The sequence below is a fragment of the Streptomyces sp. NPDC002156 genome (assembly GCF_053593675.1).
Genome location: NZ_JBSFDA010000010.1, coordinates 1 through 22,380 on the forward strand (window position 1 = coordinate 1; position 22,380 = coordinate 22,380).

General features: G+C 69.4%; 23 protein-coding genes. 9 read left to right on the forward strand and 14 right to left on the reverse strand.

Annotated elements, in window-relative coordinates:
* The coding region (locus ACWCRB_RS06940; protein WP_450995029.1) for a transglycosylase domain-containing protein at window positions 1-2,284 on the reverse strand (2,284 nt) is incomplete at its 3' end.
* Window positions 2,285-2,547: 263 nt separating this feature from the next.
* On the opposite strand from ACWCRB_RS06940, the gene ACWCRB_RS06945 reads away from it, so the two are divergent.
* From ACWCRB_RS06945 to ACWCRB_RS06965, 5 genes are all read left to right on the forward strand, one after another.
* A complete protein-coding gene (locus ACWCRB_RS06945; RefSeq protein WP_450995030.1) occupies window positions 2,548-3,483 on the forward strand; it encodes an SPFH domain-containing protein in 936 nt (311 codons plus the stop codon).
* Window positions 3,429-3,746, forward strand: a complete 318-nt coding sequence (locus ACWCRB_RS06950; RefSeq protein ID WP_450995031.1) for a hypothetical protein — start codon at window positions 3,429-3,431, stop codon at window positions 3,744-3,746. Before ACWCRB_RS06945 ends, ACWCRB_RS06950 begins: the two co-directional genes overlap by 55 nt.
* 65 nt (window positions 3,747-3,811) lie before the next feature.
* Window positions 3,812-4,339, forward strand: coding sequence for a PadR family transcriptional regulator (locus tag ACWCRB_RS06955; RefSeq protein ID WP_235475137.1), 528 nt, complete (start codon window positions 3,812-3,814; stop codon window positions 4,337-4,339).
* The gene (locus ACWCRB_RS06960) at window positions 4,336-5,028 is read left to right on the forward strand and encodes an ABC transporter ATP-binding protein (protein WP_450995032.1); all 693 of its coding nucleotides are present in this window, start codon (window positions 4,336-4,338) and stop codon (window positions 5,026-5,028) included. Before ACWCRB_RS06955 ends, ACWCRB_RS06960 begins: the two co-directional genes overlap by 4 nt.
* Window positions 5,025-7,355, forward strand: a complete 2,331-nt coding sequence (locus ACWCRB_RS06965; protein ID WP_450995033.1) for an FtsX-like permease family protein — start codon at window positions 5,025-5,027, stop codon at window positions 7,353-7,355. Before ACWCRB_RS06960 ends, ACWCRB_RS06965 begins: the two co-directional genes overlap by 4 nt.
* 69 nt (window positions 7,356-7,424) lie before the next feature.
* Here the strand turns inward: ACWCRB_RS06965 and ACWCRB_RS06970 are convergent, their stop codons facing one another.
* The 4 genes from ACWCRB_RS06970 to ACWCRB_RS06985 form a co-directional block, all read right to left on the reverse strand.
* Window positions 7,425-7,853: a hypothetical protein gene (locus tag ACWCRB_RS06970; RefSeq protein ID WP_450995034.1), complete on the reverse strand. Its 429-nt coding sequence runs from the start codon at window positions 7,851-7,853 to the stop codon at window positions 7,425-7,427.
* An 8-nt stretch (window positions 7,854-7,861) separates the two neighbouring features.
* Window positions 7,862-8,260 (reverse strand): roadblock/LC7 domain-containing protein, encoded by a 399-nt coding sequence (locus tag ACWCRB_RS06975; protein ID WP_235475141.1) that lies wholly within the window; start codon window positions 8,258-8,260, stop codon window positions 7,862-7,864.
* Between the two features lie 23 nt (window positions 8,261-8,283).
* Window positions 8,284-9,306 (reverse strand): MarR family transcriptional regulator, encoded by a 1,023-nt coding sequence (locus tag ACWCRB_RS06980; protein ID WP_450995035.1) that lies wholly within the window; start codon window positions 9,304-9,306, stop codon window positions 8,284-8,286.
* Window positions 9,307-9,530: 224 nt separating this feature from the next.
* Complete coding sequence (locus ACWCRB_RS06985; RefSeq protein WP_450995036.1) at window positions 9,531-10,484, reverse strand: hydrogen peroxide-inducible genes activator; 954 nt, start codon at window positions 10,482-10,484, stop codon at window positions 9,531-9,533.
* 109 nt (window positions 10,485-10,593) lie between these two features.
* Here ACWCRB_RS06985 and ACWCRB_RS06990 point away from each other — a divergent pair, with 109 nt between their 5' ends.
* Together ACWCRB_RS06990 and ACWCRB_RS06995 are read left to right on the forward strand one after the other, a co-directional pair.
* Window positions 10,594-11,130 carry a carboxymuconolactone decarboxylase family protein gene (locus tag ACWCRB_RS06990; protein WP_450995037.1) on the forward strand — a complete coding sequence of 179 codons (537 nt, stop codon included), beginning with the start codon at window positions 10,594-10,596 and terminating at the stop codon, window positions 11,128-11,130.
* A gap of 133 nt (window positions 11,131-11,263) precedes the next feature.
* On the forward strand, window positions 11,264-12,202 hold the full coding sequence (locus ACWCRB_RS06995; RefSeq protein ID WP_450995038.1) for a M56 family metallopeptidase: 939 nt from the start codon (window positions 11,264-11,266) through the stop codon (window positions 12,200-12,202).
* 79 nt (window positions 12,203-12,281) lie between these two features.
* Here the strand turns inward: ACWCRB_RS06995 and ACWCRB_RS07000 are convergent, their stop codons facing one another.
* From ACWCRB_RS07000 to ACWCRB_RS07015, 4 genes are all read right to left on the reverse strand, one after another.
* Window positions 12,282-13,628, reverse strand: coding sequence for an AI-2E family transporter (locus ACWCRB_RS07000; protein WP_450995039.1), 1,347 nt, complete (start codon window positions 13,626-13,628; stop codon window positions 12,282-12,284).
* A gap of 131 nt (window positions 13,629-13,759) precedes the next feature.
* Complete coding sequence (locus ACWCRB_RS07005; protein ID WP_450995040.1) at window positions 13,760-14,455, reverse strand: aggregation-promoting factor C-terminal-like domain-containing protein; 696 nt, start codon at window positions 14,453-14,455, stop codon at window positions 13,760-13,762.
* 405 nt (window positions 14,456-14,860) lie between these two features.
* A complete protein-coding gene (locus ACWCRB_RS07010; RefSeq protein WP_450995041.1) occupies window positions 14,861-16,186 on the reverse strand; it encodes a PhoH family protein in 1,326 nt (441 codons plus the stop codon).
* Window positions 16,187-16,533: 347 nt separating this feature from the next.
* The gene (locus ACWCRB_RS07015; RefSeq protein ID WP_369035061.1) at window positions 16,534-17,310 is read right to left on the reverse strand and encodes an isoprenyl transferase; all 777 of its coding nucleotides are present in this window, start codon (window positions 17,308-17,310) and stop codon (window positions 16,534-16,536) included.
* A gap of 664 nt (window positions 17,311-17,974) precedes the next feature.
* Here ACWCRB_RS07015 and ACWCRB_RS07020 point away from each other — a divergent pair.
* On the forward strand, window positions 17,975-18,331 hold the full coding sequence (locus ACWCRB_RS07020; RefSeq protein WP_450995042.1) for a DUF192 domain-containing protein: 357 nt from the start codon (window positions 17,975-17,977) through the stop codon (window positions 18,329-18,331).
* A 511-nt stretch (window positions 18,332-18,842) separates the two neighbouring features.
* Here the strand turns inward: ACWCRB_RS07020 and ACWCRB_RS07025 are convergent.
* Window positions 18,843-19,610 (reverse strand): class I SAM-dependent methyltransferase, encoded by a 768-nt coding sequence (locus tag ACWCRB_RS07025; RefSeq protein WP_450995043.1) that lies wholly within the window; start codon window positions 19,608-19,610, stop codon window positions 18,843-18,845.
* A 52-nt stretch (window positions 19,611-19,662) separates the two neighbouring features.
* Here ACWCRB_RS07025 and ACWCRB_RS07030 point away from each other — a divergent pair, with 52 nt between their 5' ends.
* Window positions 19,663-20,187: a DinB family protein gene (locus ACWCRB_RS07030; protein WP_450995044.1), complete on the forward strand. Its 525-nt coding sequence runs from the start codon at window positions 19,663-19,665 to the stop codon at window positions 20,185-20,187.
* Here the strand turns inward: ACWCRB_RS07030 and ACWCRB_RS07035 are convergent.
* The 4 genes from ACWCRB_RS07035 to ACWCRB_RS07050 all read right to left on the reverse strand — a co-directional run bounded on the left by ACWCRB_RS07035 (window position 20,182) and on the right by ACWCRB_RS07050 (window position 22,373).
* Window positions 20,182-20,703 carry a GNAT family N-acetyltransferase gene (locus tag ACWCRB_RS07035; protein WP_450995045.1) on the reverse strand — a complete coding sequence of 174 codons (522 nt, stop codon included), beginning with the start codon at window positions 20,701-20,703 and terminating at the stop codon, window positions 20,182-20,184. The two genes, ACWCRB_RS07030 and ACWCRB_RS07035, sit on opposite strands and share 6 nt — an antisense overlap.
* 62 nt (window positions 20,704-20,765) lie before the next feature.
* Window positions 20,766-21,086 carry a hypothetical protein gene (locus ACWCRB_RS07040; RefSeq protein WP_450995125.1) on the reverse strand — a complete coding sequence of 107 codons (321 nt, stop codon included), beginning with the start codon at window positions 21,084-21,086 and terminating at the stop codon, window positions 20,766-20,768.
* A 217-nt stretch (window positions 21,087-21,303) separates the two neighbouring features.
* Window positions 21,304-21,642 (reverse strand): helix-turn-helix domain-containing protein, encoded by a 339-nt coding sequence (locus ACWCRB_RS07045; RefSeq protein WP_450995046.1) that lies wholly within the window; start codon window positions 21,640-21,642, stop codon window positions 21,304-21,306.
* Complete coding sequence (locus tag ACWCRB_RS07050; RefSeq protein WP_450995047.1) at window positions 21,639-22,373, reverse strand: hypothetical protein; 735 nt, start codon at window positions 22,371-22,373, stop codon at window positions 21,639-21,641. Before ACWCRB_RS07050 ends, ACWCRB_RS07045 begins: the two co-directional genes overlap by 4 nt.
* Window positions 22,374-22,380 lie beyond the last annotated feature (7 nt).

Below are 22,380 nucleotides of genomic sequence, written 5' to 3' on the forward strand. Positions count from 1 at the left end.
CCGACCGGGTCGGAGTCGGCGTCGGGGTCGGCGACTCCGACCGGGTCGGAGTCGGGCTCGGGGTCGGCTTCACGCCCGCGCCCAGCGTGGTGTCCAGGTCGAACTTGGTCACCTTGCCCATCGCGCCGAAGGTGTACGTCGCCCAGATCTTCGCCGGGTAGCCACCGCCGTTGATCCGGCCGCCGCTCGCGGCGATGAGACCCGTGGCGCCCTTCAGGGTGACCTGCTTGTTGGCCTTCGTGTCCTCGCCGAACAGGCCGACCGAGGTGGCCAGGCCCGGCGTGTAGCCGGTGAACCAGGCCGACTTGTTCTCGTCGGACGTACCCGTCTTGCCGGCCACCTGCTGGCCCTTGCGGTTCTTCGCCTGGGCCACCGAGACCCGGGCCGTACCGTCGTCGACCACACCCGTCAGCACCGACGTGACCGCGTCGGCGGCCTCGCGGGTGATGATCTGCTCGCCCAGCGGGTTGGGGAACTCGACCGTGCTGTCCTTGTGTTCGGCCGACTTCACGACGGCCGGGGTGACCTTGCGGCCGTGGTTGTCGAGGGTGGCGTAGACGCCGGCCATCTCCAGCGGGCTCGCGCCCATCGTGCCGAGGGTCTGTGCGGGCACCGCCTGCAACCCCTCGGTGTCCAGGCCGAGTTCGTCGGCGACCTTCATCACCTCGGACATCCCGACGTCGACGCCCATCTGCGCGAACACCGAGTTGATCGACTTGTTCATCGCCTCCTGGACAGTGACGTCGCCGTAGTCGTCGTCGTCCTCGTTCGGCGGGGCGAAACCGACCTTCTTGCCGTCGGACACGACCTGCCGGCCGCTCGTGCCGTCGTAGATCGTGTTCGGGTCGATCAGATCGCCGTCCTGCGTACGCGCCTCCTCCTCCATGGCCGCCGCGAGGATGATCGGCTTGAAGGTGGACGCGGGCTGGTAGTCACGCCGGGTCGCGTTGCTGATGTAGTGCTTGAAGTAGTCGGTGCCGCCGTACAGCGCGACCACCCGCCCGGTCTTCGGATCGACGGACGCGGCACCGGCCTGGACGTTGCCGTCGACCTTGCGCTTCTTCGCGTCGAGCTTGCTGGTGAGCTGGCTCTTGACGGCGTCCTCGAGCGCGGTCTGCTTCTTCCGGTCGATGTTGAGGGTGATCGTCCAGCCGCCCGCGTCGATCAGTGCGTTCGCGCTGCTGGTGTCGTCGGCCGTGCCCTGGGAGACGAGTTGCCTGGCCATCTCGGCGTCCGCGGCGTCGACGAGGTAGCCGGTCTGGCCCTCCAGGCCCGGGGCGCCCTTCGGATCCTTGGGCACCGGGAACTTCATGGCGTCGCGCTTGGTCTTGTCGAGCCAGCCCTCATCGACCATGTTGTCGAGTACGTAGTTCCAGCGGGCGGTGACCAGCTTCTTGCTCGTCGGGGACGCGACGGCCCAGTCGTACTGGCTCGGCGCCTGGAGCAGCGCGGCGAGGTAGGCGCCCTGCTCGACGCTGAGCTTCTTGGCGTCGACGCGGTAGTAGGCCTGCGCGGCGGCCTGGATGCCGTAGGAGTCGCGGCCGTAGTAGTTGGTGTTGATGTAGCCGGCGAGGATGTAGTCCTTGGACCTGCTGCGGTCGACCTTCAGGGAGATGACCAGTTCCTTCAGCTTGCGCGTGATGGTCTGGTTCTGGTCCAGGTAGTAGTTCTTGACGTACTGCTGGGTGATGGTCGAACCGCCCTGCTTGCCCTTGCCGGACAGGGTGTTGATCAGACCTCGGGCGGTGCCCTTGAAGTCGACGCCGTTGTCCTTGTAGAAGCCCTTGTTCTCGGCGGCGACAAAGGTCAGCTGGACCTTCTTGGGCACCTCGGCCAGGTCCACGATCTCGCGGTTGACCGTGCCGGTACGGGCGAGGACGGTGCCGTCGCTGTACTTGTAGACGTTGCTCTGCTTCTCCGCGGCGGCGTTGCCCGCGGGCACGTCGATCATCGCGTAGAGCACGACGAAGGCGCCCATGCCGAGCAGCAGGAAGCCGAAGAACGCGCCGAGGACCTTCTTCCAGGTGAACATGCGGCGCAAGAAACTCTTACCGTCCTTCTTACCGCCCTTGCCCGCCTTGCCGCTTCTGCCGCGTGCCGCGGCCCTGCTCGCCGCCCTGCCCATGGGCTCGGTCACGGTGGCGGTCGCGGTCCCGGTGGCCGTGCCGGTCGCGCTCTCGGGCCCGGCCTCGGTCTCGGTCGCCGCGTCTCTGGTCGAGCGCTTGGGCGCCGCGCGGCGGCCACCGCGTTGCTGCCGCGCTCGTCTCTCTTCCGCTCGTCCCATGGGTCGCTTCGCTCCGCTTCCTTCTTGTGTTCCGTCTCGTACGTCACACAGGCTCGTGGCACAGGTCAGCTCCGAAAACTAACACCGTCGGATAAGACGACGAGATTCCGATCCGGTGTTTTACGGACGTGACAATCAGCACCAGCCCCACTGGAACCGACTACCAGGGGCTGCGGAAGGTTGCCGAAGAAGCTAAAGTGATATCACTTAGCTAGAAACTTGCTAGGCCCTGGCCGTGACAGCCAAGAACGGGGGCACCACCCATGACCACGCACGACTCCGCACCGACGACCGATCTGCCCGACATGCCCGATCCCCAGGTCCGGGAGTTCCAGGCCCACAGCATCGGAGGCGGGCTCGCCCTGCTGATGGGACTGCTCGGCGTCGTGATCGGCGTCGGCATGATCGTCGGCGCGACCGCGGTGACCGGGGGCGGCGCCAAGGCCGCCCTGATCGTCCCGGGCATCCTGATCAGCCTCTCCGCCTTCATCGCCATGTGCGGCCTGAACATGGTGGCGCCGGGCGAGGCCCGGGTCGTCCAGCTCTTCGGGCGATACCGGGGGACGATCCGCGAGGACGGGCTGCGCTGGGTGAACCCGCTGACCTCGCGCTCCAAGATCTCGACGCGGGTACGCAACCACGAGACCGCCGTCCTCAAGGTGAACGACGCATACGGCAACCCGATCGAACTCGCCGCCGTCGTCGTCTGGAAGGTCCAGGACACCGCCCAGGCCAGCTTCGAGGTCGACGACTTCCTGGAGTTCGTCGCCACCCAGACCGAGGCGGCCGTCCGGCACATCGCCATCGAGTACCCGTACGACGCCCATGACGAGGACGGGCTCTCACTGCGCGGCAACGCCGAGGAAATCACCGAGAAGCTGGCCGTCGAGCTGCACGCGCGCGTGGAGGCGGCCGGCGTCCACATCATCGAGTCCCGCTTCACCCACCTCGCGTACGCTCCCGAGATCGCCTCGGCGATGCTCCAGCGGCAGCAGGCGGGGGCGGTCGTCGCGGCGCGGCGGCAGATCGTGGACGGCGCGGTGGGCATGGTCGAGGCCGCGCTCGCCCGGATCACCGAGCAGGACATCGTGGAGCTGGACTCCGAACGCAAGGCGGCGATGGTGTCGAACCTGATGGTGGTGCTGTGCGGCGACCGTGCGGTGCAGCCCGTACTGAACACGGGGTCCCTCTACCAGTGACCGTTCCTTCCGAGGGGTCGGCCCCTCAGCGTCGGCCGCAGCAGCAGCGCAAGCAGGTGCTGTTGCGGCTGGACCCTGCCGTGTACGAGGCGCTGGCCCGATGGGCGGGGGATGAGCTGCGCTCGGCCAACGCGCAGATCGAGTTCGTGTTGCGGCGGGCGCTTGCCGAGGCCGGTCGGTTGCCTGGGGAGGCGGGGCCCATTCCCCGGCGCGGGCGTCCCCCTGGGGGCTCCGCCCCCAGGCCCCAACCCCCAACGGGCTAAAGAAAATCGACCCTATACACAGTGGGTATACACACCACGTATACCCACTGTGTATAGTCCTGCCCATGTCCATCGGTCACACCCTTCTAGGACTCCTGGAGTCCGGCCCCCGGCACGGTTACGACCTGAAGCGGGCCTTCGACGAGAAGTTCGGTCACGATCGCCCGCTGCACTACGGGCAGGTCTACTCGACGATGTCCCGGCTGCTGAAGAACGGGCTCGTCGAGGTCGACGGGATCGAGGCCGGCGACGGGCCCGAGCGCAAGCGGTACGCGATCACCGACGCCGGGATCACCGACGTACAGCGGTGGCTCGCGACGCCGGAGAAGCCCGAGCCGTATCTGCAGTCGGTCCTCTACACCAAGGTCGTCCTCGCCCTGCTCACGCACCGGAACGCCGGTGACATCCTCGACACGCAGCGCTCGGAGCATCTGCGGATGATGCGCATCCTGACCGAGCGCAAGCGCAAGGGCGACCTCGCCGACCAGCTCGTCTGCGACCACGCCCTGTTCCATCTCGAAGCCGATCTGCGCTGGCTGGAACTGACCGCCGCGCGTCTCGACAAGCTCGCTCTGGCGGTGACGGCACGATGACCACTGTTCCTCCCGGTTCCCTGCTCGCCGCGAGCGAGCTGCGCAAGGCCTACGGTCCGACCACCGCGCTCGACGGCGCCGAGTTCTCGATCCACCCGGGCGAGGTCGTCGCGGTGATGGGCCCGTCCGGGTCCGGCAAGTCGACCCTGCTGCACTGTCTCGCCGGGATCGTGCCGCCCGACTCCGGCTCCATCACGTACAACGGGCGTGAGCTGGCCGGGATGAGCGACGCCCAGCGCAGTCAGCTGCGGCGGTCCGAGTTCGGGTTCGTGTTCCAGTTCGGGCAGCTCGTTCCCGAACTGACGTGCGTCGAGAATGTCGCCCTTCCGCTGCGACTCAACGGGACCTCCCGCAAGGAGGCCGAGCGGACCGCGCTGTCCTGGATGGAGCGGCTTGAGGTCGACGACCTCAAGGGCAAGCGGCCCGGCGAGGTGTCCGGCGGTCAGGGGCAACGGGTCGCGGTCGCGCGGGCGCTGGTCACCAGCCCCCGGGTGCTGTTCGCCGACGAGCCGACCGGCGCGCTCGACTCGCTCAACGGCGAGCGCGTGATGGAGCTGCTCACCGAGGCCGCCCGCTCGACCAACGCGGCCGTCGTGCTCGTCACGCACGAGGCACGGGTGGCCGCCTACTCGGACCGCGAGATCGTCGTACGGGACGGGAAGTCGCGGGACATGGAGCGCGCCGTATGAACGTGCGGCAGTGGATACGGGACCTGGGCATGGGCGTCCGGTTCGCCTTCACGGGTGGGCGCGAGGGCTGGGGGCGGGTCCTGCTGACGGCCGTCGGGGTCGGGCTCGGGGTGGCGCTGCTGCTGCTGACGACCGCCGTCCCGAGCGCGCTGTCGACCCGGAGCGAGCGCTCGAGCGACCGTGCGAGCGTCATGTATGTCGACACGCTGCTGCCGAAGGCCGACAACACGGTGATCGTCGCCAAGGCCGACACGGCCTTCCGCGCGGACGAGATATACGGGCGGGAGCTCGACCCCGAGGGGCTACGAGCGCCCTTGCCACCGGGGATCGACGAGTTCCCCGCGGTCGGGGAGATGATCGTCTCGCCGGCTCTCGAACGGCTGCTGAAGTCCGGCGACGGCACGTTGCTGCGCGAGCGGCTGCCGGACCGGATCGTCGGCACCATCGGCGACAACGGGCTCGTCGGACCGGCCGAACTCGCCTTCTACCGGGGGGCCGACGACCTCGCGGAGCACCTCAGCAGCGGTACCGTGACGCGGATCGAGCGGTTCGGAGATCTGCAGGAGACGTCCGAGGCGATGGACCCCATCCTGCTCCTCCTCACCCTCGTCATCTTCGTCGTACTGCTGATGCCGGTCGGCGTCTTCATCGCCACGGCCGTACGGTTCGGCGGTGAGCGGCGCGACCGGCGGCTGGCCGCGCTGCGGCTGGTCGGGGCCGACGGCCGGATGACCCGGCGGATGGCCGCCGGCGAGGCGTTCGCGGGCGCGGCGGTCGGGCTCGTCTTCGGCACCGTCTTCTTCCTGATCGGCCGTCAGGCCGCGGGTTACATCACCGTCCTCGACATCAGCGTGTTCCCCAGTGATCTGAATCCGGCGCCCGCGCTGGCCCTCCTGGTCGCGGTCGCCGTGCCGGTGGCCGCGGTGCTGGTCACCCTGTTCGCGCTGCGCGGTGTGGTCATCGAACCGCTCGGCGTGGTGCGTACGGCCCGGCCCCCGCGCCGTCGGCTGTGGTGGCGGCTGCTGCTGCCGCTGGGCGGAGTCGCGGCGCTCTACCCCATGATCGGGCAGGGCCGCAGCGGGAAGTTCAACGACGCCCTCGTCATCACCGGTGTCACGCTCCTGCTCATCGGAGTGACCGCGCTCCTGCCCTGGGTCATCGAGGCGGTGGTCGCCCGGCTCGGCTCCGGCGGGGTCTCCTGGCAACTGGCCGTCCGACGCCTCCAGTTGAGCAGCGGTACGGCGGCCCGCATGGTGAACGGCATCGCGGTGGCGGTGGCCGGGGCGATCGCACTGCAGATGTTCTTCACCGGGGTCTCCGTCGGCTACACGACCGACTCGGACCAGGACCTCAGCCAGGCCCAGATGGAACTCACCCCGTCGGACGGCGTGCCGCTCGTGGCGACGGGCCGACAGCTCGCCGAGACCAAGGGGGTCCGGAAGGTCACCGTGCTGACCCCTGCTACGGCGAGCGAGAAGGCCAAGGACCCGGAGGAGTTCATCGAGGTGACCGTCGGGGACTGCGCGTCGCTGCGCGACGTGGGCCGGCTCCCCTCATGCCGCGACGGCGACTCCTTCGTCGTGCGGGGCGGCGAGACGTACGACAGGGACTCGCCCGAACTGCTCAAGCCCGGCCGCACGTTGTACGTCAGCCCGTCCTACGACTGGGGCGAGCGCCCGCCGCTCGCCTGGACAGTACCGGGGAACGTCCAGCAGGCCGGCATGATCGAGGACCCGTCCGGGGTCGAGCGCGGCGGCATCCTCGCCACGCCGGGCGCCCTGCCCAAGGAGATCATGGCGAACTCCTCCGGGGTGATCTACATCGGCCTCGACCCCAAGGTGCCGGACGCCCGCGACCTGGTCCGGAACGCGACGGCGCGGATCGACCGTCTCGCCGAACCCATGACCTGGACGGAGACCAACCGCGCCCAGCGGTTCGACTCGATCCGCACCGGCCTGTTCGTAGGCGCCACCTGTGTCCTGCTGCTGATCGGCATCAGCCTGCTGGTCTCCCAGCTGGAGCAGCTCCGGGAGCGCAGGAAGCTGCTGTCGTCCCTGGTCGCCTTCGGCACCCGGCGGCGCACCCTGAGCCTGTCGGTGCTGTGGCAGACGTCGATCCCGATCGGGCTGGGGCTGCTGCTGGCGTCGGGCGTGGGGCTGACCCTGGGTGTGGTCCTGCTGAAGATGACGCGCACGCCGGTCCACGTCGACTGGACCGCCGTACTGTCGATGACCGGCATCGGCGCGGGAGTCGTGCTCCTGGTGACGCTGCTGAGCCTGCCGCCGCTGCTGCGGCTGATGCGCGCGGAGGGCCTGCGCACGGAGTGACCCTCCCCGCGCACGCACGCCGACGGGCCCCTCCCCCCGAGGGGCCCGTCGGCGTTCCGCCCGTTCCGCTCAGAGGCTGTACTCCTTGACCACCCGTCGCACCTGGGCGAAGAGCATCCCGACGTTGACCGCCTTGCGGCAGACGACCACGGCGACGACGTCCTGCTGCTCGTTCAGCCGCACGAACAGGTGGGTGAGGTTCTCGCTGTTGACGAGGATCTCCTGGAAGAAGTGCTGGTCGCTCTGGGTGCCCCGGCGTTCCTTGAACACGTCCTCGATCATCACGACCGTACGGCCCTGGAACAGGTCGAGGGTCGCGCCCGCCAGCAGGTCGAGCACCTCGGGCGGATGGTTGTCGACCGTCTCGTACGAGAGCAGCATCCCGGTGGACATGTCGACGACGCCCGAGGCGACACACTCGGGGGCATCGGTACGGAGCGCCTTGACCAGGCTCATGACCTGGTCGGAGAAACCTGTGGTCATGCGTTTCGTCCCCATCCTTTCCTTCACACTCCTTCGGTCGCCACGGAGGAGTCCGTCGCGGTGAGGATCGACCCGATGCGCCGCAGCGCCGGCTGGGTCGCCCGGTGCAGCCGGTCGAGGTCGACGCCCTCGTCGCCGAGTACGACCATCAGCGCGGTGTCCCCGACGGCGTAGAAGGCGGCACAGCCCTGGCTGCCGTAGGTGACCGTCTGGCGCAGGGTGCCCCGGCCGGTCGCCTGGGCGGCCCGTCGGGCGAGGCCCAGTCCGGCGGCGGCGAGGGCGGCGAGGCCCTCCGGGTCGATCGACTCGGCGGTGTCCGCCGCGATGAGCAGTCCGTCGGTGGCGGCGACGGCCGTATCGGTTATTCCGTCCACCTGTTCACGCAGGTCGCGCATTTCCATGGCCAGCGCTTTGTGGTCCATGCACTCAACTCCCCTATGGGCTTCTATGAATTTCCATGAGTTCCGTTCCGCATGCGGAAGAACCCTTTCCAGCTCGTCCCACGCTTTTCCGGGGCGAGAGATTCGGTGATGCCACTGGCGCCGGGTTCACGGCGGGGCAGTGCGGGAGCAGGTCCTTTCGGTACCGGTTGCGCGTCGGAGGCGAGGACGGCGGCCAGCGCGGTGACGACCGCGGGGTCGACGTACGCGGGTGGCAGGGGCGGTGGTGGCGGGAGCGGTGGTGGAGGAGGTGCCGGCGGGGGCGGCTTGCGCTGCCGCAGGCCCTCCGCCGACACCCGTACGACCGGCAGGGGCGCGGGCCCCTCGGCGCACTCCAGAAGCCCGGCCCCGAGCATCCGCGCCACCTCGACGGTCACCGTGTACACGCCCCGACCGGTACGGAACGCGAGGTCACGGGCGGTGCGACGCCCGTCGGCCTCGGCCATCAACTCCCGCTGTACGGGGGTGAGTCGCCCCTCGTCCACGGCCGCCGGAGCCGAACCCGGGCTCGGGCGCTCGCGGTTGGGGCGTACCGGGTGGGGCAGGGCGGCGAGGGCGGCCAGTTTGCGGTTGGCGTCCTGGAGCAGGCGGACCGGTCCCTCGCCCACCGGGACGGGGGCCGGCGCCTCGGCGCCGGGGTCGCGTTCGCAGGCGTCCACCCGGCCGGCGACGACCGCGAAGACGGCGTCCCGTAACGCCATCATGCAGACGACCCGTAACTGGGCGGCGCCCGCGTACCCGTGCCTGATCAGCTCCGTGCCGGGCCAGCGCGCTCCCCCGGCCTCGCGCACCAGCTCGGCCCACTCCTCACCGCTGATCCGGCGGGAGCGCAGCAGCAGGGCCTCGGGCCCCGGCGCGCCCGGGCTCTCGGCGCCGACGACGAGTCCGCGGCGGAAGTGGAAGGTCCCGCCGGGACTGCCGGCCGCGCGCAGCGCCCCGGTGAACTCCTCGCGCCCGCACTCGGCCAGGGCGCCCAGCAGCACGTGGTAGCCGATCCGGCCCAGGGAATCGGCGTCGGATTCGGACACGGAATCGCGGATGACCGACATCACTCCCCTTGCCAATTCACCTGGGCATTTCGCACATACGCCTGACACGTAGCGCTGAGGGGGTATGTGTATCAGTCCGGGCGCATATTCCGGCCGGGGTCTCGCTACCTGACGGAAGTTGAATTCTCTCGCCGCCGAAGCGTCACTGAACGGTCTTTGTTCGACGCTCATTTGACCGAACGGTCACCGGTTCGGTGACCGGTTCAGTCGCCCAGCACCCGTACGGGCAACGGCCGCAGCGCCTCCCGCAGCGCCGCCGCCAGCTCCTCGTACTCCGCGCTCCGCACGGCGCCCGCGCGCATCGCGAGGCCGATCCGGCGGGTCGGGGCCGGGGCGGCGAAGCGGCCCGTGCGGAGCTGGTCGCTGCGGCCCGCCTCGACCTTGACGGCGGTGTGCGGCAACAGCGTCACGCCGAGGCCGCCGGCCACGAGCTGGACGAGGGTGGACAGACCGGCGGCCGTGGTGGTGACCGGGGCGTCCGCGCGCCCCGCCTCACGGCACACATCGAGCGCCTGGTCGCGCAGACAGTGCCCTTCGTCCAGGAGCAGCAGGTCCAGCTCGCGCAGCGCCTCGCGCGGGATGTCCGTATGCCCGCCGAGGGGATGGTCGAGGGGCGTCACGAGCACGAAGTCCTCGTCGAACAGGGGGAGTTCGAGGATGCCGGGCAGGCCGGTCGGTACGGCGATCAGGAGGAGGTCGAGACGGCCGGTGGTCAGGCCGTCCAGGAGTGCGGCGGTCTGCTCCTCGTGGACCTGGAGGTCGAGGGCCGGGTAGCGGTCCTGGACGAGACGCAGGACGGCGGGCAGCAGATAGGGCGCGACGGTGGGGATCACCCCGAGCCGCAGCGCCCCGGTGAAGGGCGCGCGCACGGCCTCGGCCTCCTCCATCAGCGCGCCGACCGCGTCCAGCACGGCCCGGGCGCGTACGGCGAGCCGCTCACCGGCGGGCGACAGCAGCACCTTGCGGGTGGTGCGCTCGACCAGGGTGACGCCGAGGGCCTCCTCCAGGGCGGAGACGGCACCCGAGAGGGCGGGCTGGCTCATGCCGATCGTGGCGGCGGCGTCCCGGAAGTGCAGGTGGTCCGCGACGGCCACGAAGGCACGCAGCTGGGCGAGACTGGGGCGACGGCGCCCGTCGGTGGTCCTGGCGGCGGCCATGCCCGTACTCCCGACTCCCGACCCATGGTTTTCTGGGTTCCGCTGATAGTTTTTGCGGATCAACATGGATGAGTGTAGTGATTCGCCTGATCAATGGTGGTGAGTGGGTATGGGCATCGCGGAACTGAAGTCCGCCCTGCCGGACTTCGCGGCGGACCTGCGTCTCAACCTGGGCTCGGTCGTCGACCGCTCCCGGCTCACCCCGCAGCAGCTGTGGGGCACGTTGCTGGTCTCCGCGATCGCGTCCCGCTCGCCGCGGGTGCTGCGCGAGCTGGGCCCTGAGGCCAGGGCGCGGCTCTCGCCTGCGGCGTACACGGCCGCCCGGTCGACCGCGGCCGTCATGGCGATGAACAACGTCTTCCACCGCACCCGCCATCAGCTCTCCGACCCGGAGTACGCCCGACTGCGCACCGGGCTGCGGGCGAACGTGCTCGGCGATCCGGGCGTCGAGCGGACCGACGCCGAGCTGTGGTCGGTGGCGGTGTCGGCGGTCAACGGCTGCGGCGCCTGCCTGGACGCGCACGAGCGGGTGCTGCGCGGGGCGGGCGTCGACCGGGAGACGGTCCAGGAGGCGTTCAGGATCGCGGCGGTGGTGCAGGCGGTCGGCACGACGCTGGACGCGGAGGCGATCCTCACCGAGCGCTGAGGGGTGAGGGGCGTCGGCGACTGGACGCGGCAGGCGGTACGTCCGACAATGGGCGGACCCTCACTCCGTTCGTCGCCGCCTTCGTCGTACCGGCCGCGAGGACCGTGTTTCTCCGATTGAGGGAGCCACCGCAATGACCGTCGTCCTGGTGCTGATGGCCGCCGTCGCTCTGACGGCCGCCGCCGTCCTGCCGCGCGTGCTGACTCGGGCCGGCTGGCCCGACCGGGAGCCGGTGCTCGGGCTGTGGGTCTGGCAGTGCCTGGTCGCCACCGTGCTGGCGTGCTGTCTCGCCGCGCTGCTGCTGGGTGCGACGGCCGCGTTCGGGACCGTACGGGTCCATGCCTTCGCGCCGGCGCCGGACGCCGTCAGCGCCGCGTACGGGCTGGGGCCCGCGCCCGTCTGGCTCACCGTACTGACGCTGCTGCTGGCCTGTGGGGCGGCCTGGACGGTCGCCATGCTCGCCCGGGAACTCGCCGAGGCGCGCAGACGACGCCGATTGCGGCGGCTGCATCTGCGGGAGCGGGCACCGGATCTGCCTGCCGGGTTTCCGGCGGCGCGGGGGCCGTTGCTGGTCCTTGAGGACGAGTATCCCGACGCCTGGCTGCAGCCGGGGCCCACGCCTCGACTCGTCGTCACCACGGGTGCGTTGAGGCGACTGTCCGACCATGAGCTGGACGCCGTACTCGCCCATGAACTCGGTCATGCGCGGGCCCGTCACGACTGGCTGCTGCATCTGTCGCAGGCGCTGGCGAGTGGGTTCCCGCGGGTGCCTGTCTTCGCGCACTTCCGGGACCAGACGTATCGGCTGGTCGAACTGGCCGCGGACGACACGGCGTCGCGGCGGTGTGGTCACCGTACGACCGCGGTCGCGCTGATCGAGCTGAACCGGCATCGGGGTGTGCTGTCCTGCGCGTGTACGCGCGGGCAGTTGGGGGATCGGGTCGAGCGGTTGTTGGCGCCGCCGCCTCGGTTGGATGCGGGGTATCGCGCCGTGGCGCTTCTGGCTGCCGCCGTGGCGCCGCTGATTCCGTTGCTGATTGCTCTGGGGCCTGCCTTGAAGGTGCTCAACTGACTTTGCCGGTGGGTGGGTTGCTTGGGTGGTGCGTAACCCGCGGGTCCGCTGTGGCTGGTCGCGCAGTTCCCCGCGCCCCTTACGGGGCCTCCGGCCCCTCAGGGGCACTTCCCAGGGCCGTTGCTCCTCTTGGCTGAGGTGCGTGCCGTAGGGCTGCCGTCTCCTGGGTGTGGGCCTGGGAGTACGAGTGGAGGTAACTGACCACCGTGTTCGTCACCGCTACCAGGGGTACGGCTACCACCGCGCCGCCGATTCCCGCCACCAGGCCGCCTGCCGCCACCGACAGGACTACCGCCAGTGGGTGGACCCGGACCGCGCGGCCCAGGATGAAGGGCTGCAGGACGTGGCCCTCGATCTGCTGTACGGCCAGGACCACCACGATGACCAGTACCGCCGTGAAGACGCCCTGCGTCACCAGTGCCACCACGACCGCCAGGGCGCCCGAGGCGACCGCGCCGACCAGTGGGATGAAGGAGAACAGGAAGATGAACACGGCCAGCGGGACGGCCATCGGGACGTCCAGGAAGTAGATGCCGAGGCCGATGAAGATGGCGTCGATCAGAGCCACTATCACCGTGCCGCGCACGTACGCCGTCAGCGTGCGCCAGGCTCGCGGGCCCGCGCCGGCGACACCGGGCCGGGCCGCCGCCGGAACCAGCTTCAGCGTCCACTCCCAGATGCGCTTGCCGTCGTAGAGGAGGAAGAGCGTCGAGAAGGCCGCGAGCAGGATGCCGGTCAGGGTCTCGACGATGACCGTGACGCCCTCCAGGCCCGCCGACGTGATCTCGTCCGTGTTGGCGCCGATCGCGTCGCGCAGGTTCTCGGCGATCTTGTTGATCTGCTTGTCGGTGACGTGGAAGGGGCTGTTGAGCAGCCAGTTGCGCAGCTCGTCGACGCCGTCCTGGACCTGGTCGGAGAGCTGGTCGGTGTTCTCGATGACCTGCCAGGTCACGAACCAGCCGATCAGCCCCATCACGACGAAGCCGAGGATCGCGGTGAGCGCGGTCGCGGGGCCTCGCGGCATGCCCCACCGGGTGAGGCGGGCGACGGTCGGCTGGAGCAGCGCGGTGATGAGCAGCGCCACCACGAAGGCGAAGACGACGAGTTGGACGGCGCTGATGACCCGCATCAGCACCCAGAGGGTCCCCGCGAGGATCAGCAGCCGCCAGCCCGCCTCGGCGGCGACCCGTACGCCCCAGGGGACCACGGAGGCGGGTTCGGGGCGGATCGCGGGCACTACGGGGGTGGTGGAGGTGGTGGGGGCGGCAGAGGGGTCGTCGTGCTCGGGGGCCGGCTCCGGTGACGGCGGGGAAGCGGTGTCGTCGGTGTGTTCCTTCTCCACCTCGGCCCGGCGTTCGTCCAACCGCTCGCCCATCTCGGTCAGCCGGGTGCCGATCCGGCCGAGCCAATGCGGCACTCGCGACATGATGCGCCCTCGTCCCCCTTGTCACTCCCGCTGCGGTCCGCGTCCGACCGTACATGGCCGAAGCCCCTCACCGAAGGACGGTGAGGGGCTCGGAAAGGTTGAGAGAACTGAGCCTGGAGATGCGCGGCGGCTCAGTAGTAGTTGTTGACCGTCCAGAACTCCCACGCACCGCACGGGCTGTCGTAACGGTCGTTCATGTAGCTCAGGCCCCACTTGATCTGGGTGGCCGGGTTCGTCGCCCAGTCGGCGCCTGCCGAGGACATCTTGGAACCCGGGAGCGCCTGCATGAGGCCGTACGCGTCGGAGGTGGGGTTGTCCGCCGTGTAGTCCCAGCTGGACTCGTGGTCCACGATGTTGCTGAAGCACTGGAACTGGTCGGCCGGGACGATCTGGCGCGCCATCTCCTGGACTTCGGCGATCGTGTACGAGGCCTGCTGCGGGAAGCTGGACGCGTCGCGCGTCGCGGAACGGCTGGCCGCCTCTTCCGCTGCCTTGCGCGCCTTGGCCTCTTCCTCGGCCTTCTCGGCGGCCTTCTGCTTGGCCACGGCGTCCTTGGCAGCCTGCTTGCGCGCAGACTCCTCGGCGTCCTTCTTCGCGGTGGCGTCCGCGGCGATGGCCTGGACATCGGCCTGCTGCGTCAGGGACGCGGTCTGCACCTGGGCCTGGGAGCCCACGGGTATGTCCGTGAGCAGCGTGGTGTCGCCTACCAGTGCCTCGGCGTCGTTGGGAGTGCCGGTCTGGCCGGAGGCCACACCTGTAACTGCGCCGACAGCGGTGACCGCGGTGGCCGAGGCCACTGCCAGTCCCCGGACCGAAATCCGGCTCACACGGTTTCCTTCCAGCATCGCCCGCTTCGGTGACCCTGGCGGACGCAATCTTGCCCCAAGACGCTGGCCTCCCAACTGCGGGGTCACGGGAGACGCGGGCCCGGTGGGCAACTCCCTTGCGGGGAGCGCCGCGTGGTGCACGGGCGGCATACGACGGGGAGTATGGAGTTGACTGTGATGCTGCTGTGGTGCCGTATCGCTGGGGGCACAGATGTGTCGTATGCGGGGCCTGACAGGAGTGAGACTCTAGCCGTACCCGGACGCCGGGTGGCAATTCTGAGTTGAGTGTGAAAGCTCACACCTCGTTTGCCCCGGGTGATTTGAGGAAATCCGCAGACGCGGAAGCGCCGCCCGGCTAGGCTCTTCGCCTTTTGCCGGACGGCGCCAACTATGGGAATTCTTGGGTCAGATGTGCCCGTCCTCCAGCATTTCGGTCACCAGGGCCGCGATCTGAGACCGTTCGGACCGGTTGAGGGTGACATGCGCGAAGAGCGGGTGTCCCTTCAGCTTCTCGACGACGGCGACGACACCGTCGTAGCGGCCGACTCGCAGATTGTCCCGTTGTGCCACGTCATGGGTGAGAACCACCCGTGAGTTGGAGCCGATCCGGGACAGCACCGTGAGCAGGACGTTCCGCTCCAGCGACTGGGCCTCGTCCACGATCACGAACGCGTCGTGGAGCGAGCGGCCGCGGATGTGGGTGAGCGGCAGCACTTCGAGCATGCCGCGTGCGGTGATCTCCTCGATGACCTCGCGGCTGGTGACCGCGGACAGCGTGTCGAAGACCGCCTGGGCCCAGGGGCCCATCTTCTCGGACTCGGAGCCGGGCAGATAGCCCAGTTCCTGCCCGCCCACCGCGTACAGCGGCCGGAAGACCATCACCTTCTGGTGCTGCCGCCGCTCCAGCACGGCCTCGAGTCCGGCGCAGAGCGCGAGCGCCGACTTGCCGGTGCCGGCCCGGCCGCCCATCGACACGATCCCGATGTCCGGATCGAGGAGGATGTCGAGCGCGATCCGCTGCTCCGCACTCCTCCCCTTGATCCCGAAGACCTCGCGATCCCCTCGTACGAGGCGGACGTTGCCCTCGGCCGTGACGCGCCCGAGGGCCTTGCCGCGCTCCGACTGGATCGTCAGACCGGTGTGCACCGGCATCTCGGCGGCCTCGGGGACGTAGGCGTGCCCTTCCTCGAAGAGGAGGTCCACCTGTTCGCCGGGCAGGGTCAGTTCGGACATTCCGGTCCAGCCGGAGGAGCCCGTGATGGCCAGCTCCGCGCGGTACTCCTCGGCGAGGAGTCCGACGGACGAGGCCTTGATCCTGAGCGGCAGGTCCTTCGACACGACTGTGACGTCGTACCCCTCGGCCTGCAGATTACGGGCGACCGCGAGGATGCGGGAGTCGTTGTCCCCCAGGCGATAGCCGCTTGGCAGCACGCTGGGGTCCGAGTGGTTGAGCTCGACACGGACGGTGCCACCCAGCTCCCCGATCGGAATCGGGGCGTCGAGGCGACCGAACCGGACCCGGAACTCGTCCAGCAGGCGCAGGGCCTGCCGGGCGAAGTACCCGAGTTCGGGATGGTGCCGCTTGGCCTCCAGTTCTGTGACCACGACGATCGGCAGCACGACTTCGTGCTCGTCGAAGCGGTTCAGAGCGCCTGGATCGGCCAGCAGGACGCTGGTGTCGAGAACATAGGTGCGCCGGTCTGGCATACGGCGCTTTGTGCTGGTCACCACGGAAGGACGTACCCCCTCGGATGAGGTCGGGGAGCGACGAAGGAGATCTGGACCGGTCGACGGCCGCAGTGCGCGGGCCGAGAACCGGCCCTCCGCCTGTTCGCCCGTGCTGTGACCACACGGTCGGGCTGGTGCAAAGGGCCTCCCGGGCGGACGGCCCCGTGCCGTCCGCTGAGATACGACACCCGTGGTTCGGGTGTCGACCTGCTTGGCTTATGCCCTCGAACATGCGCCGCCATGCCACGCCGCAGGGCGGCGCGCTGGTGAACTCCTTGTTACTTCCGCCCCAAGGGGGGTGACTTTCACCTCATCGGCACATTACGAGCGGGTACGTGCCCGCTCCCGGCTCAACTGCCGTAACGCCGATGACGGGCCGCGTAGTCGCGCAGGGCGCGCAGGAAGTCGACCTTGCGGAAGGCCGGCCAGAAGACCTCGCAGAAGTAGTACTCCGAATGGGCGGTCTGCCAGAGCATGAACCCGGACAGCCGCTGCTCGCCGCTGGTCCGGATGACGAGGTCGGGGTCGGGCTGGTCGCTGGTGTAGAGGTGCTTGCCGATCAGGTCGGTGTCGACGTTCTCGGCGAGTTCCTCCAGCGAGGTGCCCTTGTCGTGGGCGTCGAGCATCATCGAGCGCACGGCGTCGGCGATCTCCTGCCGGCCCCCGTAAGCGATGGCGACGTTGACGAGTATTCCGCCCGTCACATGCGCGGTGGCCTCCTCGGCCTCCTTGAGCTGGGTCTGCAGCTGGCCCGGGAGCAGATCGGGGTTGCCGACGTGGTGGACGCGCCAGCGGCCGTCGGCGGCGAGGGAGGTCACGACGTCCTCGATGATCCCGAGCAGCGGTGCCAGTTCCTCCGGCGGACGGGTGAGGTTGTCCGTGGAGAGCAGCCAGAGGGTGACGACCTCGACGTCGGTCTCGGAGCACCAGCCGAGGAATTCCTCGATCTTGTCGGCGCCGGCCTTGTGCCCCTGGGCGGTGGTGGAGCCCGCGGCCTTCGCCCAGCGCCGGTTGCCGTCCACGATGACGCCGATGTGCTTGGGCACCTGGTCGTGGTCGAGGTGGCCTTCCACCCTGCGTGTGTAGACCCTGACCAGCAGCCGGCGCAGGTTGTCGCGCAGGTTCACGTGTTTGTCAGCCCCTCCGTACGGATCGGACAGGCGCGGCCGGGCGCATTCCCCTGGCGCGATTCTCTGCCCCTTTGGCGGTCCTCGGGGGTGGCTTGGGTGGCGATCCCCGGAGGGGAAGCGTACCGCTGCGGGGCGGGGGGTCCTGCGTCCGGGGGAACGGGCGCCCTGCGGTCCCCGGGAAGGGGACGGGGCGGGCCGGTGTCCGGGACGGGGACGGCGGGTGGGTGTCCGGGCGATCCGGGCGGGAGGGGAGCGTCGGTATCCGGCTGCTCCGGCCGGGCACAAAAAACGGGCCGGTCCGTGGGGGGGAGACGGACCGGCCCGAGGGGGGGCTTCCACCATAACCCTTCGTGAGTGATGCCGCGTACATCGGCGCGGAACAACTACTCTCCGAAGTCGCCCGGCAACGCGCGGATGGCCTCCGGAGCCCGTTTTCATGGTGGGATCATGGCCAGAAAACAGCTGATTCCCAGGAAAAAACCCGGGATCCGGGATGATCCATAGGGATCCGGCGGGTTTCACCCCCCTTGTGAACACACCCGTCCCACCCCAGGGCCATTCGGGCACCGGACGTGTCGCGGAGGGGTTCCGGGCTCGGCGTCCCTCCCTAGGGCGACCCTGTCGCGAACGCCCGCTTGACGCCGTCGCTAACTTCGCAGCCATGGCCACGTTCACCACTTCGGAGACACCCGAGCCGGTTCCGCTGGAGCTTGCCGAGACCGGCCGGGCCCGCCGGCGCGGGCTGCTGGGCCGGGACGGAATCGAGGGCGCGCTGCTGCTGACGCCCGCGAGTTCGGTGCACACGTTCGGGATGCGGTTCGCGATCGACGTCGCCTATCTGGACGGAAAGGCGCGGGTCCGGGCGGTAAGAACCATGCGTCCGGGGCGAGTTGGACTCCCCCGCCCCTGGGTCCGATCGGTCCTGGAGGCGGAGGCCGGGGCGCTGGAGAGGTGGGGGGTGCGGCGGGGCGTACGACTCACGATCCGGGCGGACGACGCGGCGCCGGAGGACGGCTGAGCAGGAGCGGGGCGCTCGCCGACGAGTGCGAGAGGGGTAGGCAGGGCACCGCGCAGGCCCCTCCTCTGCGCGGTACCGCCCGCGCCACTTTGCTCACGCGAATTACCTTTACCTAAATTTACGCGACCCCGACCCATGCTCGCGAACCTCCGCGATAACGATGTGGAAACCTCGTGAAGCCTTTTCGGGCATACGTACACATGTCTCGCAGGCGACAAGCGGGGCCACATCCGCTTCGCCGAGATTTCGCCAATATTCGGACGGGGGTGAACGATATCCGGAAGTTTGCGGATGATAAGAGATGAGATGTCACGTTTGATGCGCATTTTTTGAGAGTACGGAACGGAAGGGCAGCCCGGAGCAAGACGGCTCGCGGCGGCCCGGGCGGCAGTTACTCGCCAGTTCTGCAGCTGCGGCGGGAGGGCGAGGGAAGGGCAGCGGAAGCAGGTCCTCCGGTAGGTCGCGGTCGACCGACCGCCGCGGGAGAGGCGTGGGAGGCGTACGGGCCGGGTCAGCCGGACGACTTGCGGGCGTCGAAGAGATGACGGCTGCTGTACGCCACGAACGACCCCTCGGCCTCGATCCGCTCGTACAGGGACCGGAGTTGGGGCCGGTAGGCGTCGACGGTGAACCCGGGGACCATCCAGATCACCTTGCGCAGGAAGTGCACGACGGCGGCGATGTCGTGGAACTCCATCCGCAGCCGCTCGGCCCGCAGCTCGACGATCTCCAGCCCGGCGGCTTCCGCGCCGGCGCGCTCGCGGTCGGGGTGGCGGGCGTTGCGCCGCTCGTCCGGCTGCGGTCCGAGAAAGTGCTCGACGAGTTCGTACACGCTGGACGGCCCGACGTGCTGGGCGAAGTACGTACCACCGGGTCGCAGGACGCGGGCGATCTCGGCCCAGGGCGGGGACACGGGGTGCCGGCTCACGACCAGGTCGAAGGCGCCGTCGGCGAAGGGCAGCGGCGCGTCGTCCGGTACGGCGACGACCGCGGCGCCGCGCGGATGGAGCAGCGCGGTGGCCTTGGCGACGTTCGGCGGCCAGCCCTCGGTGGCGACGGTGAGCGGGGGCAGCGTCGGGGCGGTGTTGAGCACCTCACCGCCGCCGGTGTGCAGGTCGAGCGCGGCGGACACCCCGGCCAACCGCTCCCCCATGGCGCGGGCGTACCCCCAGGAGGGCCGCGCCTCGGTGGCCCGCCCCTCGAACCAGGAGAAGTCCCATCCGTCGGTGGGGACGGAGGCGCCTTCGGCGAGGAGTTCTTCGAAGGTGAGCATGGACATGGAGGTGATATTCGCAGGCAGTTGTCAGTTGCCGCTGATAATTTCCGCCGCAATGACGGAAGCGGGAGAGGGAGAGGCGGTCCGGGACATGCTGTACGCCGATGACGAGGTGACGACGCTGCGCGCGAAGCTCGACCAGGAGCGGGACGCGGTGCTGTGGAAGCTGGAGGGCCTGGACGAGGAGCAGGTCCGCAGACCGATGACACCGTCGGGCACGAGTCTGCTGGGGCTGGTGAAGCATCTGGCGTCGGTCGAGTACGGCTGGTTCGTAGAGACGTTCGGGAGGGAGACGGAACCGCTCTGGTTCAACCCATACCTGGGGGAGGACATGAGCGCCGGCCCGGACGAGACAAAGACCCAGATCACCGACTTCTACGCCCGGGCCCGCGCCGCCGCCGACCGCGTACTGACGGAACTCCCCCTGGACACCCTGGGCAAGCCGACCTGGCGGGACGACGAGTGCTCGCTGCGCTGGGTCCTGGTGCGTATGACGGCGGAGACGGCACGGCATGCGGGGCACATGGACATCGTGCGGGAGCTGATCGACGGGGCGACGGGAGAGTACGGGCGGTCATGACGTCGCGGAGTCCTGGGCGTCATGGACGTTCTGGATGTTCTGAACGTCGAGGACGAGCATGATGTGCTCGTTGTCGCCGTAACGGACCGTACCGGTGGGACGGAAGCCGTGCTTTTCGAGGAGGCGGACGGAGCCGGTGTTCTCGGCGAACGGGTCGGCGTACAGCGGCCGGTTGGTCTCGCGCCGCAGGAACAGCCCGAGGGCGACGCTTCCAACGCCTCTCCCCCAGTACGGCCGCCCGAGCCAGTACCCGATAAAACGCCGCTCACCGAGGTCCGGATCGCTGTCCCACCAGGCGACGATGCTGCCGGCGGGCTCGCCGTCCACGGTGACCGTCTGCACGAACACGGTGCTGTCGCCGAGGATCTTCGACTTCCAGTGCGCCATGAAGGCGTCCCGCGGCCGAGGCGTGAACCGCGACCGCCGGACGGCTTCGGGATCGTGCTCGTAGGCGAGAAGAAACTCCAGGTCGGCTTCGGTGACGTCGCGGAGTTGTACGTCGATGTCGGTCGTCATGGTGGGGAGTCTGGCAGGGGCCACTGACAGCGCCGGAAGGACGAGCGGGCCGCCGCCGTTTCCTACACGCTGCCGGGCTCGTCGAGAAAGCGAAGCAGCACGGCGGCCTCGGCGCGGAGCTGCGCGGCTCGGTCGGCGTGTGCGGGCGAGGTCAACTGGGCGGCGGCGTCGAGCCGCTCGGCGACTTCAGCACGTACGACATCCTCCACGCCGCTCTCGCTCAGCTCCTGCCGGACCGCTTCGGTGGCGCCGGCACCGACTGGCGCCTGCTCAATGGCGACGCCGCGAAGCGCGGTGTGGTCTACGGGCACGGCCTCGGCGTTGTCCAGGGCACCGAGGGTTGCGCGAAGGGCGCTCACGGCGACCTTGTCCCGGGCGCGCATGGCTTCGGGGAGGGCTTGACGCATGCGGAGACGTAGGGACATGCGGGCGACTTTAACGAACGGAGGTGGGACCGCCCGCGGTCCCGATGACAGCTCGCCATTGGGGCTCGCCGCTGGCGACCCGCTCGTACCGCAGGAGTTCGACGCCGTTGCCGAGAGTACGTGTCTCGATGGGCCGGAGCCGGGTGAGGCGCTTTGGGAAACCGAGCGCGCGGGCCTACGCCGCGCGCTCGCCGAAGGCCACAGTGCTGCCGCCATCGGCCACTACGTGCAGATCGACCGTGACGTCCAGCGCGCCTGCGAGACGGGCCAGAAGGCCAGCAGTGACAGGCAGCATGCCAGCCAGTTCCAGCGCATCCACCGCATCGGCGGTCATTCCGAGGCGCTCACCCAGCGCGGACTGAGACAGGCCCAGGGATGTGCGCCGGTCGTACACCAGCTGCCCCAGGGCAAGCGCCAACCGGATCTGCTCACGCTCGGCGGCGACTTCTGGGGGCTCCGAGCAGCCCTGAACAGTGCTCCGCTCCCGAGCCAACGTCCAGCAGGTGTGATTCACGATTCCTCTGGGGTGACGTCCGCGACCGGTTCGGTGAACGAGACGGTCTGGAGGATGGCCGCCACCATGTCGCAGAACTCGGCCCAATAGTCCGTCGATGCCGTGTAGAGGGTGAAGATCGCGGTGAACGGGCCGGTGGAGAAAGGGACATGGACCTGAATCTGCCCGGTGAGGAGATCCGCGGCCTCACCACTCGCCGTCGCTTCCGGCCTCAACTTGAGTTCGCGCAGAGTTACACAGGACACCGCTGGGCCACAGGGCAGGTCGAGCCAGCGAGCGTCGTTGTACGAATCCCTGGAGAGAGTCGCGAGGATTCCCTGGGCCACGACGTCAGCGTCAGCAGCAGCTTGGTCCGTCGGGATGGCAGCCACGGTGAAGGCGCACTGGACGGCACCGTCGGAAAGGCTGTGCCTGGCCACCTCTCCGTTTTCGTCTCCGTCTCCTTCGTCCTCCGCCGTGGAGAACAGACCCATCGCGGCGTACGAGACTCCGGTGCCGGCCATGAGTTCGGCTATGGCCGCGTAGTAGGGGGCGGCGGGCTCCCAAATGGTGTCGTCGCCGCGGGAGTAGAGCGCTCGTACGAAGGTCTGGGCGCGCTCGACGCGCTCTTCGGGGGTGTCGGCGAGGGGGAGGGCGAAGAAGCCTTCCGGGACGTTGAACGAGAGGGGCGGGGGCTCTTCACCGGCGGGGGTGGTCGGAAGCGCGCTCGTCGAGTCGGTGGCGGCTGTCATGGCGGGG